15 protein-coding genes are annotated in these 12262 nt (G+C 65.9%); 5 read left to right on the top strand and 10 right to left on the bottom strand.

Annotated elements, in window-relative coordinates; genetic code table 11:
* Positions 1-6 precede the first annotated feature (6 nt).
* Complete coding sequence (locus tag SCH01S_RS16520; protein WP_157032908.1) at positions 7-165, top strand: hypothetical protein; 159 nt, start codon at positions 7-9, stop codon at positions 163-165.
* 3 nt (positions 166-168) lie between these two features.
* The gene (locus tag SCH01S_RS11630; RefSeq protein WP_046348989.1) at positions 169-741 is read left to right on the top strand and encodes an alpha-ketoglutarate-dependent dioxygenase AlkB; all 573 of its coding nucleotides are present in this window, start codon (positions 169-171) and stop codon (positions 739-741) included.
* On the opposite strand, the gene SCH01S_RS11625 is transcribed toward SCH01S_RS11630, so the two are convergent.
* From SCH01S_RS11625 to SCH01S_RS16515, 8 genes are all read right to left on the bottom strand, one after another.
* The gene (locus SCH01S_RS11625) at positions 716-1588 is read right to left on the bottom strand and encodes a LysR family transcriptional regulator (RefSeq protein ID WP_174436038.1); all 873 of its coding nucleotides are present in this window, start codon (positions 1586-1588) and stop codon (positions 716-718) included. The genes SCH01S_RS11630 and SCH01S_RS11625 overlap by 26 nt on opposite strands.
* Positions 1585-2427, bottom strand: a complete 843-nt coding sequence (gene bla, locus SCH01S_RS11620; RefSeq protein WP_052733918.1) for a subclass B3 metallo-beta-lactamase — start codon at positions 2425-2427, stop codon at positions 1585-1587. The genes SCH01S_RS11625 and bla overlap by 4 nt, the downstream gene beginning before the upstream one ends.
* Before the next feature lie 58 nt (positions 2428-2485).
* Positions 2486-3424, bottom strand: coding sequence for a DUF808 domain-containing protein (locus SCH01S_RS11615; protein ID WP_046348987.1), 939 nt, complete (start codon positions 3422-3424; stop codon positions 2486-2488).
* Entirely contained in the window at positions 3424-5085 is a 1662-nt protein-coding gene (locus SCH01S_RS11610) for a formate--tetrahydrofolate ligase (protein WP_046348986.1), read from the bottom strand. Before SCH01S_RS11610 ends, SCH01S_RS11615 begins: the two co-directional genes overlap by 1 nt.
* Positions 5086-5131: 46 nt before the next feature.
* Positions 5132-5629: a Dps family protein gene (locus tag SCH01S_RS11605; RefSeq protein ID WP_046348985.1), complete on the bottom strand. Its 498-nt coding sequence runs from the start codon at positions 5627-5629 to the stop codon at positions 5132-5134.
* 96 nt (positions 5630-5725) lie between these two features.
* On the bottom strand, positions 5726-6040 hold the full coding sequence (locus tag SCH01S_RS11600; protein WP_046348984.1) for a hypothetical protein: 315 nt from the start codon (positions 6038-6040) through the stop codon (positions 5726-5728).
* A 354-nt stretch (positions 6041-6394) separates the two neighbouring features.
* Entirely contained in the window at positions 6395-7159 is a 765-nt protein-coding gene (locus tag SCH01S_RS11595; RefSeq protein ID WP_169746391.1) for a hypothetical protein, read from the bottom strand.
* A 110-nt stretch (positions 7160-7269) separates the two neighbouring features.
* A complete protein-coding gene (locus SCH01S_RS16515) occupies positions 7270-8013 on the bottom strand; it encodes a P-loop NTPase family protein (RefSeq protein ID WP_157032906.1) in 744 nt (247 codons plus the stop codon).
* 467 nt (positions 8014-8480) lie between these two features.
* On the opposite strand from SCH01S_RS16515, the gene rpmG reads away from it, so the two are divergent.
* Positions 8481-8648, top strand: coding sequence for a 50S ribosomal protein L33 (gene rpmG / locus SCH01S_RS11590; RefSeq protein ID WP_046348982.1), 168 nt, complete (start codon positions 8481-8483; stop codon positions 8646-8648).
* A 75-nt stretch (positions 8649-8723) separates the two neighbouring features.
* A complete protein-coding gene (locus tag SCH01S_RS11585) occupies positions 8724-9161 on the top strand; it encodes a DUF1810 domain-containing protein (RefSeq protein ID WP_046349076.1) in 438 nt (145 codons plus the stop codon).
* Positions 9162-9203: 42 nt separating this feature from the next.
* Here the strand turns inward: SCH01S_RS11585 and SCH01S_RS11580 are convergent, their stop codons facing one another.
* Complete coding sequence (locus SCH01S_RS11580) at positions 9204-9590, bottom strand: DUF6632 domain-containing protein (protein WP_046348981.1); 387 nt, start codon at positions 9588-9590, stop codon at positions 9204-9206.
* Positions 9591-9745: 155 nt separating this feature from the next.
* Here SCH01S_RS11580 and SCH01S_RS16510 point away from each other — a divergent pair, with 155 nt between their 5' ends.
* A complete protein-coding gene (locus SCH01S_RS16510; RefSeq protein ID WP_157032905.1) occupies positions 9746-9895 on the top strand; it encodes a lmo0937 family membrane protein in 150 nt (49 codons plus the stop codon).
* Positions 9896-9914: 19 nt separating this feature from the next.
* Here SCH01S_RS16510 and SCH01S_RS11570 read toward each other — a convergent pair whose 3' ends face one another.
* The gene (locus SCH01S_RS11570) at positions 9915-12212 is read right to left on the bottom strand and encodes a CDC48 family AAA ATPase (protein WP_046348979.1); all 2298 of its coding nucleotides are present in this window, start codon (positions 12210-12212) and stop codon (positions 9915-9917) included.
* Positions 12213-12262 lie beyond the last annotated feature (50 nt).

Here is a 12262-nt window from a genome sequence, read left to right as displayed (position 1 = left end):
TAGCACATGATCTGGATCTCGGTTTTTCTGATCGTCTTCACGGCCGTCGCGGTGTTCTGCGCGCTGCTGCTGACCCGGACGAGCCCGGTTCCTGCCCCCGACGTTGCCCCGATGAAGAAGGCGCTGGAACGGCGAATCCGCGAAGGCGTCGAGTTCCGCCTCTAGACCATGCCCGCCGACCTGTTCGGGACGCCCGTTCTGCCGGGCCTCGCGACAGTCGACGATCTGATCGCCCCCGACGAAGAAGCGGCCCTGATCGCGGCGATCGACTCCGCTCCGCTCTCGCCATTCCGATTCCAGGGCTGGACCGGCAAGCGGCTGACCGCGTCCTATGGCTGGCGCTATGATTTCGACACGGCACGATTGGGCGAGACCGATCCGATGCCGGACTGGCTCACGCCGCTCAAGGCGCGCGCCGCAGCCTTTGCGGGGCTGGGCCGGGACGATCTCGTTCAGGCTCTGCTGATCCGCTACGATCCCGGCGCGGGCATCGGCTGGCATCGCGACCGGCCGGTGTTCGAGCATGTGGTCGGCATCTCGCTCGGCGCGCCGGCGGTGATGCGCTTGCGGCGGCGGATCGAGCGCGGATTCGAACGCCGCTCGCTGCCGCTTCCCCCATGCGGCGCCTATCATTTGTCGGACGAGGCCCGGCACGGCTGGGAACACAGCATCGCACCGATCGAAGAGACGCGCTGGTCGATCACCTTCCGCAGTTTCACGGACAGGGAGCGGCCTCGCTGAACAGCCAGGCGCGGAACGCCTCCATCTCGCGCGACAGCGGCTTGGACTTGAGCCGGGTCAGCCAATAGGCGCCAATATCGGCCTCGATCGCGAACGGCCGCACCAGCCGGCCATCCCCCAGTTCACGCTGGAGCAGCGCGTGCGGTGCGAGCGCGACGCCCAGGCCCTCGATTGCGGCATCGGCCATCAGCCGGGACGAATCGAACATCGGCCCGCGCAAGACCGGCGCCTTCAGGCCCGCCGCCGCGAACCACTGCACCCAATCGTCGACGCGGTACGAGCGGAGCAGCGTCTGGCCCGGCAGGTCTTCCGGCCGCGACAGCTTCGCCGCGATCTCAGGCGCGCAAAGCGGGGTCACGGGCGCATCAAGCAGCCGCTCCGCGTCCGTTCCGTGCCACGCGCCGTCGCCGAAGCGGATCGCGAAATCCAGGCCTTCCTCCGCGATGTCGACGCGGTTGTTGTTGGTCGAAAGCCGAAGGTCGATGTCCGGGTGCGCCGCGCGAAACCGGTCGAGCCGCGGCAGCAGCCAGGCGACGGCGAAGGTGCCCACCGCGCCGACGCTCAGCACGGCCTGGCTGCTACCGGTCAACTGCTCCAGCGTCACCGCGATCTCGTCGAGCGAGCGGCTGAGCGCCGGCAGCATCGCCTGGCCTTCATCGGTCAGCGCAAGGCCGCGCGGGAGGCGGTGGAACAGCGGCAGGCCCAGCCTGTCCTCCAGGGCCTTCACCTGATGACTGAGCGCGGCCGGCGTGACGCGTAGCTCGATGGCCGCATTGGTGAAGCTCAAATGGCGCGCCGCCACTTCGAATGCGCGCAGATTGTTGAGCGGCAGGTAGGGCCGGATCATCCGCCCTGCATAGCGCCCTTTGCGGCCTGCGCCTCGATCCTTTGCTCGGCACCCTGCAGGAAGGCGCGGCAGCCTTTCGGATCCACGAACGGGTTGGGCCGCCCCGGCGCCATCCGCGCCCGCTTCTCCGCCAGACCGAAATAGCTGCCATGCGCGCCGAGGAAGAGGTCGCACGGCAGCTTGCGCCAGGTCGCGAAGGAACGGCGGAAATCGTCCATGATCCATGGATAGGCCGCGTTGCCGACCAGCGTGTAGCCGGGCGCACTGGCCCCGCAAACGAACAGGGCTTGGCGCGCGCGGCCGTCGACCTGCACCGGCATCGTCCAGCTCGTGCAGCCGCGCGTATGGCCGGGCGTCAGGTACGCGGTCATCCGGATCGCGCCGAGCTTCAGCTCCGCACCATCGCGCAGCCGGCCATCGACCTGGACTGGCGGATAGATGAACCGGTCGCCCCATTGAAAATCGCCGCTGCCGCCACGTTCCAGCAATTCGGCATCGGCTGGCGAAGCGAGCAGCTCGGCACCGGTCGCCTCCTTCAGCGCGGCGAGCCCGCCGGCGTGATCGTAATGTGCCTGGCTGTTGATCAGGTAGCGCACGCGCTTCGGATCGAAACCGAGCGCGCGGATATTGTCGAGGATCAGGGGTGCGCTCGCCTCCAGTCCGCCGTCGAGCAGGATCATGCCTTGCGGATCGACCACGAGATACGAGGCGAGCTCGGCGGTCCCGACATAATAGAGGTTCCCGGCGATCCGGAACGGCGCGACCGGCGCATTCCAGCGAGCCTCCTCTGCCGAAAGCGGGGCTGAAGCGGCGAGGGCGAGAAGCATAGGTGGGAGCATGGCGCGAGCTTCGGCGCGCGATGTGCCGCCCGCAAACGAGAAAAGCTAAACGCTGCCTTTAGGCGTGTCCCTTGGGCGGGATCAGGTGCAGCGCGCCGGCGATCGCGCCCCCCGCCACCAGCCCGACCACGCCGGAACCGAGCGCGGTGACCAGCCAGCCGACGAGCCCGGCCGCGATTGGAAAGGCTTCGGCCGCGCGTTCGCTCCAGCCGTGCAGCGTGTGCGGGACCGCATCGAGCCGGAACACCTCCAGCCCGTGCACGAGGATGCCGCCGCCGACCCAGATCATCGCGGCGACGCCGATCGCCCCGAGCGCGCTCATCACCCGCGGCATCGCGAGCACCAGCCCGCGCCCCACCGCCCGCACACCGCGCGCGCGCCGCTGCGCCAGGTGCAGGCCGATATCGTCCATCTTCACGATCAGCCCGACCACGCCATAGACTGCGATCGTGATCGCCAGCGCGACGATGGCAAGCGCGCCGAGCTGCACCAGCAGCGGTCGGCCGGCGACCTCGCCGAGGGCGATTGCCATGATCTCGGCCGACAGAATGAAGTCGGTGCGAACCGCGCCGCTGACCATCGCCTTCTCGACTTCGGCCGATCCTTGCGCAGTCTCATTGGGCTCGTCCGGCGCGTCGTGGCCGCCGATCGCCTCGATCAGCTTCTCCACGCCTTCGAAGCACAGATAGGCGCCGCCCAGCATCAGCAACGGCGTAATCGCCCAGGGCAGAAGCGCGGTCAGCAGTAGCGCCGCCGGCAGCAGGATCACGAGCTTGTTGAACAGCGACCCGCGCGCGATCCGGGCGATGATCGGCAGCTCGCGGTCGGGCGTGACGCCGCTCACATAGCGCGGCGTGACGGCGGTATCGTCGACCACGACGCCGGCGGCCTTGGCGCCCGCCTTGCCGGCCGCGGCACCGACATCGTCCAGCGACGCCGCCGCGAGCTTGGCGATCGCGGCGACGTCGTCGAGCAGGGCGAACAGCCCCGATGCCATCAGAACAGGCCCTCGATGTTCCCGGCCGCATCGACATGGATATGCTCGGCGGCCGGATGGCGCGGCAGGCCGGGCATGGTCATGATCTCACCGCAGATTGCGACCACGAAGCCGGCGCCGGCGGCGAGCCGGACTTCGCGCACCGGCAGCACGTGCCCGGTGGGCGCGCCGAGCAGATGCGGATCGGCGGAAAAGCTGTAGGCGGTCTTGGCGATGCAGACCGGAAGATGGCCGAAGCCCATCTCTTCGAACCGCTTCAGCTGCGCCAGCACCGACGGTTCGGCGACGGCCTGCTTGGCGCGGTAGATGCGCGTCGCGATCGTGTCGATCTTGTCAAAGAGCGACAGGCTGTCGTCGTACAAGGGCGCGAACTGCGCGCCCTTGTCGGCAAGGTCGGCGACCGCTTCGGCCAGCTCGGCCGTGCCGGCGCTGCCTTCGGCCCAATGCCGGCAGAGGATCGCGCGCACGCCATGCGCGGCCGCGGCCTCGCGAACGACCTCGATCTCCGCGTCGGTGTCGGTGCCGAAGTGATTGATCGCGACCACGGCCGGCACGCCGAACTGATGGACGTTCTCGATGTGACGAACGAGATTCACCGCCCCGGCGCGCACGGCCTCCACGTTCTCGGCGGCCAGTTCTGCCTTGGCGACGCCGCCGTTCATCTTCAGCGCGCGGACGGTGGCGACGATCACGGCCGCGTCGGGCGCGAGCCCGGCCTGGCGGCATTTGATGTTCATGAATTTTTCGGCGCCCAGATCGGCCCCGAAGCCGGCCTCCGTCACCACATAGTCAGCGAGCGCAAGTGCCGTCGTCGTGGCGATCACCGAGTTGCAGCCATGGGCGATGTTGGCGAACGGGCCGCCGTGCAGCAGCGCCGGATTGCCCTCGAGCGTCTGCACCAGATTGGGCTTGATCGCCTCTGCGAGCAACGCCGCCATCGCGCCGTCTGCCTTCAGGTCGTGGGCTGTGACCGGCTGCTGGTCGCGCGTGTAGCCGACGATGATGCGCCCGAGCCGCGCCCGCATGTCGTCGACGTCGCGCGCGAGGCAGAGGATCGCCATCACTTCGGACGCGACGGTGATGTCGAAGCCGGACTGGCGCGGAAAGCCGTTCGCGGTGCCGCCCAACGACTGCACGATGTCGCGCAGCGCGCGGTCGTTCATATCGAGCACCCGCCGCCAGACCACCCGCCGCACGTCGATGCCGAGCACGTTTCCCCAATAAATGTGATTGTCGATCATCGCCGCGAGCAGATTGTGCGCGCTGGTGACGGCGTGAAAATCGCCGGTGAAGTGGAGGTTGATATCCTCCATCGGCCCGACCTGGGCGCGCCCGCCGCCGGTCGCGCCGCCCTTCATGCCGAAACAGGGGCCCAGCGACGGTTCGCGCACGCAGAGCATTGTCGTGCGGCCGGATCGGTTCAGTGCGTCGGCGAGCCCGACCGAGGTCGTCGTCTTGCCCTCGCCGGCCGGCGTCGGGTTGATCGCCGTGACCAGGATCAGCTTGCCGCGCGGGACGTGGGACAGCCGGGCGATATCGAGCTTCGCCTTGTGCCGGCCATAAGGCTCGACCGCGTCCTCCGGAATGCCGATCTTCGCGGCGATGGCGGCAATGGGCTGAAGCGGCGTCGCGCGCGCGATCTCGAGATCGGAAGGCTGCATGGCCGCCGGTCCTAAAGATGGCCGGCGGTCTAAGCCAGAGGCCGCGTCAGGCGTTCCGGCTCGCTTCGAACAGGAACCAGGCACGTTTTTCGGCCTGGTCGATCCAGTCGTCGGCCATGGAGCTGGTTGCGGTGTCGCCGGCCGCTTCTGCCGCCTCGCGCGCTTCGCGGATGCGGTGAACCAGCTTCAGATTGTCCTCGCGCAGCTCCGCCAGCATCTCGGCAGGCGGCACATAATCGCGATCATTGTCGGCGATGGTCTGCCGGCGCGCGACGTCGCCGATCGAGCGGAGCGTCGTGTTGCCGGTCTTGCGCACGCGCTCGGCGATGTCGTCGGTGACCGTGATGATCTCCGTCGCCTGTTCGTCGAGCATCAGATGATAATCGCGGAAATGCGGACCCGAGACGTGCCAGTGGAAATTCTTGGTCTTCAGATACAGCGCGAAGGCATCGGCGAGCACGCCGTTCAGCGCGTCGGCTGCGCTCTTGGTCCGATTGCCGGACAGATCGGTCGGGGTCTTGAGCTCGGTGGGCGTCGTCGCCATGCCTGCCTCCTTCGTTGCGATGGGGAAATGAGCCCTTCACAACGGATCGGCAAGAGACGGGCTCCTGCAATAATAGCGATCGCTCTGATCGGCGGCCTACATCACCCGGGCCGATGCGGCCGCGACCGAAGGGCTCGCCGCGTGCGGGGCTGCGCGGCCGTTCTCGCTCGCCTCGCGCATCAGCGACAGCATGTCGATCACGCTCGGTCCCCGCTCGCCACGCGCGAGCCGGCCCTCCAGCTTCCAGGCGAGATCGGCGACCGGCCGCAGCTGATAGCGCTGGGCGAGGTGGCGCACGTCCGAGGCCTTGTCGCACAGGCCCGCGATCGGGCCATTGGCGATTGCCGCCCTGAGCCCGTCGATTCGCTCGCACAGCTCCGCGCGCGCCTTGAGCATCCCGTCCTGCTGCATGCCTGCCCCTTCCAGACCTTTACAGGCACGCTATTCATGGTCCGTGAAGGCCGGGTTAAGGCGGTGGTGCCTCAGTTTGAAATCACGGGTTTTGGAAACTGCCATCGGCCCGTTTCGAGTTGGCCGGGCACCTCGGCCTGAAAAAGCCACGCTATGAGCAACCGCGATCGTGCACAAAAGCTGGCATTTCCGACCTGTTCTCGCGACGTGCCGGCCATGATCGACCGCCCGCAGCCATCAGCGCCAAGCAAGTAGAGCGACGCCTGACGACCAGATTCCATCAGACTGCCGTCCTGCTCACCGTCGAACATTGGCGCAGGGGCGGATAGTGTCACCATGCCACATAACTGTTGATCATGGCCCGAGTATGGGACGGGGCACGCCGAGGATACGCAAGGCTTCTGTGAACTGCTCGATGTAGGTCTGCCTCGTAATTCGCCATCGGCTCAAGAAGGGATGCGCCAACACCGGAGTAGCAAGATTGTCAGCGCCAGTACGCCCACCCAACAAGCCGACACCGGCGACCGGGGCAATCTCGCACCCGAGCATCCCGTTGATCACGACAGGCTCGCCCCGATTATTTACGACAATGATTTGGGGGCGCTTCTCTCGAATGAAGGCTGAAACGACTTCGCACCATTGACGAATGCAATCTTTTTGCAGCGCAGCCGCTAGGTTAAGGTTCTTAGTGTTGCGCGACCAATAAGGGATTAAATCGAGTATTGCCGCGCGCTGTCGGAAAAACTGGCGGGCGTTCGCGCCGGCGTCCCAATGCTCATGTGCCACACCCAGCGCCCTCGCAAGCGTGTTCCCCAGCCGCGAGAAGTGGCGCCCATTGTAGCGAGGGTCGGCGTTCTTGGTCCGGCCCGGCTCTCCCGTCATCTCTTGGAAGTAGACCCTGCGATGAGTCCTGTATCCGTCGAATCCGCTTTCCCACGCTTGATGAGCAGGAACGCAGTCAGTCTTTTGCATCTCGGCATTGGGCCAGCCAGGGTTGATGCCGACGACTAGGATACACCTGCCCGGCTCGAGCGCGAATGGATCGCCGGTAATTATTGACGGCGGTGACATTTCTAGCCCGGAGGAATGTCTGCGATCGATGGCGAGAGAAGTATCCAAGGCCCGAACGCAACTCCGCCAATCCAAAGCGTGGAAGCGCCGCAACTCCGTTTCGAATGGTCCCATCGCTTAGCTCCCGCTCCTCACTCGCGCTGATCGGCGGCGTGTCCTTAGCGAGGCTGCGTAGCGTTAGCGGGCAAGAGCGACGGATTAGGCGCGTCCTGTGGCGGTCGATCTGCACCCGGATAGTCGTATGGGGAAGCACTTTGCACGGTCTTAGTCAGGCAGGCATTCTTCTCATTCTGATCATTGGAGTCTTTGACTCTCTGCCAACATGCCCATCGCGCAGGATCTTTCGCCGCCCACTGTTCTTCTTCGGCTTGCCGCCGTGCGGCGGCTTCACTCCCTTCTGCTTGTGCCCGCTGCAAATTGCGCTGTTCCGTGAGGCGCGCGAGTGAGGCGAAGGCGACGTTGCGCCACATTAAGATCGCTTGATCGAAGTCGCCGTTGAGCAAAAACGCGCTATTGTCTTCTAATGATTGCCTCAGAACAAACGGCACTGTGACAGAGCTATCCGCCACTGCGGCATTCACCTCGCAGTGAGCCTCCCCAATCGATTTCTTTACCTCGGTGGCCTGAAAGTCAGTGAATTTAACTTGAGGGGCTTGCGAGACAGCGGCACGGATTTCCTCTGCGGACATCGACTGGTTTGCTTCGAACGGTGCTTGTATCGCTTCCCGCAATTGGGACTGGACCGCTGCGTCAGCGCAAGCTTTGGCGTCACCGTCTCTTAGCAGTTGCCCAACGGATTTCTGTCCAATCCCGGTAAACAGGGAGGCAGCATCGCCGCCGCTCTTGTTACAGGATGAAAGAACAACCGCGAGAACGGCAGCTACGAAGCTTAACCTACGCATCTATATAACGACCCCCTATTCCCCAAGGCGAAGAACGTTCGGCATTTGGAGCCTAATTGCAACGGCGAACTCGAGACAGGTCCACCCTCGTATGAAACGAGGCGGGAAGGATGCCAGAACCTCTTCACGAGAGGCGATGCGCTGCTTGGATTCAGCCAGGCCCAGCGTATTTCTTCCACCGCGAACCTGATCCCGTGACGGGCCATGAGTCGATCCCAATAGGACCACTACGCGTCCGTGGCTTCGATTAGGAACAGGGGCTTTGAGGCTCTCTCGGCAAGCTGGATGCCAAATTACTGTGAAATCCAATACCAGCATCGCGGAATGGCGTTCTTCCGTCATCAAAGTCGCACCACCGTTAAGCCATCCGCCTTGACTCATGAAGTTGGAGCGCGCATGGGGCGCGGCTGACAGAGCGGCGGCGACGCCGCTTTTCTTGTTTAGCGACATTCGAAGAGAGCCCCGCCATGGCCAAGCCGACCACCGTCAAGATCAAGCTCGTCAGCTCCGCCGACACGGGCTTTTTCTACGTGACCAAGAAGAACCCGCGCACCCAGACCGAAAAGCTGTCGTTCCGCAAATACGACCCGGTCGCGCGCAAGCACGTCGAGTTCAAGGAAGCCAAGATCAAGTAACGCGCCGCAAGGCCCGTTGGTTTTCCCGCGCGTCCGGCCCTTGCCGGGCGCGCGTTTTGCGTGAAGGACGGGCCGATGCCCGGCGCGTCCGATCCCTTCGACCTCGAGCGCTTCGTTGTGGCGCAGGCCGCCAGCTACACCGATGCGCTGGCGGAGCTTGAGGCGGGACGGAAGCGGAGGCACTGGATGTGGTTCATCTTTCCCCAGCTCGCCGGGCTTGGCCGCAGCGAGACCGCGCGGTTCTTCGGCATCCGATCGGCAGACGAGGCGCGGGCCTATCTCGCGCATCCGCTGCTCGGCCCCAGGCTGCGTGCGTGCTGCGCGGCGCTGCTGCGTCACCGCGGCGCCGCTGCCGAGGCAATCCTGGGCAGCATCGACGCGCTGAAGCTCAGATCGTCGATGACCCTGTTCGAAGCAGTCGCCGACGACCCGGCTGCCTTCGCGGCCGTGCTGGATGGCTTTTACCAGGGCATGCGCGACCGGATGACGCTGGACCTGCTGAGGCGAGAGTAAGGATCCCGCCCGATGCGAGCAGCGTTCGACCGCTGACCCGGCTCAGGCCATGGCCGCGCGGCGATCTCCGTATAGCAGCACGCCGAGGACGAGGGTGACCAGCAACAACGCGGGCACGTCTCCCAGCATGTGCCCCATATGGCCGGGCGCGCCGAACGACTGGGCAGTCATGATCAGCGCGTGGACCAGGCTCGACCAGATCGTGAACTCGATCAGCGAACGATGCGCGGCCGGGTCGCGCGCGGCGCGGATCAGGAACACGCCCAAGGTCGCGTAAATGCCGACGATCATCATGAAATATTGCGAGCTCGCGGGTGGCCCTTCGTGCCAGGCCCAGCCCGACGGCCAGACCATCGCGAGCGGATAAACCAGGCAGAACACCACGCCGAACAGGATCAGCGCAGCCTGGAGCAGGGAATGGCGAGACATTTGCGAACTCCCGTCAATGGGTGAACGCGACCCTCGTTTTGTCGAATGCTATCGAGTTTGAGCAGGCGCGGCAAATCGCGACCGGAACGCGATTCGTTTCGCGAGCGTTCTTGCGCCCGAGCGCCGCGCTGGGGCGGCCGTTCGGGAGAAAAGACATGCTTTGGACGATCGCCATCATCCTGCTCGTGCTGTGGCTGCTCGGGTTTTTCGCCTTTCACATCGCCGGCGGGCTCATTCACATCCTGCTGGTGCTCGCGATCATCGTCGGGCTGATCCAGCTCTTCACCGGCCGCCGTTCCGTCTAGCCCCGAGCGGGCGGGGATCTCAGTCCCCGCCCTTCGGCCCGCGCGGCGTGAGCATGCCGGGCGCGATGAAGCCGATCGGCTGCAGCGACAGCGCATCCTGTTTAATGTTCGCCGCGATCTGTTCGTAGTCGCGCTCCATCTCGGGCGTGACGGACGCGCGGGTATCGCCCAGCGCCTTTTCGAAATGCGCCATCGTCACGCTCTCGTTGCCGAGCGATTCGCGCAGCGCCGACAGGCCCGCGCGCCGGACCAGGTCCTCGAGATCGGCCCCGGTGAAGCGCTCGGTCCGCGCCGCGATTGAGCCGAGATCGACATCGCTCGCGAGCGGCATCTTCGCCGTGTGCACTTCCAGGATGCGCTCGCGCCCGGCCTGATCGGGCACCGAGACATAGACCAGCTCGTCGAACCGACCGGGCCGCAGCAGCGCCGGGTCGATAAGGTTCGGCCGGTTGGTCGCGCCGATCACGACGACGGATTGCAGCTCCTCCAGCCCGTCCATCTCCGCGAGAATCGTGTTGACGACCCGCTCCGTCACCTGCGGCTCGCCCAGCCCGCCGCCGCGCATGGGGACGAGGCTGTCGAGCTCATCGAAGAAGATGACCGTCGGCGCCACCTGCCGGGCCCGGGCGAACAGCCGCGCGATCTGCTGCTCGCTCTCGCCGTACCATTTGCTGAGCAGGTCCGACGATTTGGTGGCGATGAAGTTCGCCTCCGCCTCGCGCGCGACCGCTTTTGCCAGCAAGGTCTTGCCGGTGCCGGGCGGGCCATAGAGTAGGAATCCCTTGGCCGGGCGGATACCAAGCCGGCGGAACGCGTCGGGATTTTTCAGGGGAAGCTCGACGCCTTCGCGCAGACGCTCGCGCGCCTCGTCCAGCCCGCCGACATCCTCCCAGCGCACATTCGGCTTCTGGACCATCACTTCGCGCATCGCCGACGGCTGGACGCGCTTCAGCGCTTCCAGGAAATCGTCCCGCACTACGGACAGGGTGTCGAGCACCTCCGGCGGGATCGTCCGCTCTTCCAGGTTCAACCGGGGCATGATCCGCCGCACAGCCTCGATCGCCGCCTCGCGAGCGAGCGCACCGAGGTCGGCGCCGACGAAGCCGTAGGTCGTGCGCGCCAGCTCATCGAGGTCGACGCCGCTGTCGAGCGGCATGCCGCGCGTGTGGATCGCAAGGATTTCCCGCCGCCCGCGTTCGTCGGGCACGCCGATGACGATCTCACGGTCGAAGCGCCCCGGCCGGCGCAGCGCCTCATCGATCGCCTCAGGCCGGTTGGTCGCCGCGATCACGACCAGGTTCGCGCGCGGCTCCAGCCCGTCCATCAGCGTCAGCAGCTGCGCCACCAGCCGCTTTTCAGCCTCGCCGGTCACTTGCCCGCGCTTCGGCGCGATCGAGTCGATCTCGTCGATGAAGATGATCGAGGGGGCGTTTTGGGTTGCCTGCTCGAAGATTTCCCTCAGCGCCTTTTCGCTTTCGCCATAGGCAGAGCCCATGATCTCGGGGCCGTTGATCAGGAAGAATTCGGCATCGCTCTCGTTCGCGACCGCGCGCGCCAGCCGCGTCTTGCCAGTGCCGGGCGGGCCATGGAGCAGCACCCCCTTGGGCGGATCGACGCCGAGGCGCTGGAACAGCTCGGGATAGCGCAAGGGAAGCTCGACCATCTCGCGCAGTTGGTCGATCGCGCCGGCGAGTCCGCCGATGTCGTCATAGGTGACGTCGGCGCGACGGTTCTGCGGCTCCTCATATTCGGGACGCAGCTCCACCTCGGTATTCTCGTCGATGTGCACGACGCCCTTCGGGGTCGACGACACGACCACGAGGCGAATTTCCTGCAGCGCATAAGCAGGCGCGGCCAGCATCTGCCGGAGCTGGGGCGGCATGTCGCCCTGCTGCACGCGCTGCTGCCCTGCGGTCGCAACCACGTCGCCGGCGGTCAGCGGCCGGCCGTAAAAGCTCCGCTTCAGCGCCGCGCTGCTGCCCTGAAGGCGCAGATTCTGCTGCGCCGGCGCAAAGACCACCCGCGTCGCCGGGCGCGATTCGACCTTGCGCAGCTCGACGAAATCGCCCGATCCGACGCCGGCATTGGCCCGCTGCAGGCCGTCGAGGCGGATGATCTCCAGCCCTTCGTCTTCGGAATAGGGCAGCACCGCACGCGCCGGGGTCACGCGCTTGCCGGTGATCTCGACGACATCGCCTTCCTGCAGGCCCAGCGCCGTCATCAGCGCGCGCGGGATTCGCGCCAGGCCGCGACCGCTGTCTTCCGGCCGGGCATTGGCGACCTGCACCCGCCGCACCTGATCTTCGCTGTCCGCCATCGCTCACCTCCGGTTGAGGCGTTTAACTAGGTGGCGGGTCCGATCGTTGC

Source organism: Sphingomonas changbaiensis NBRC 104936, from assembly GCF_000974765.1.
Classification (GTDB): domain Bacteria; phylum Pseudomonadota; class Alphaproteobacteria; order Sphingomonadales; family Sphingomonadaceae; genus Sphingomonas_B; species Sphingomonas_B changbaiensis.
This window is presented reverse-complemented; position numbering and strand designations above follow the sequence as displayed.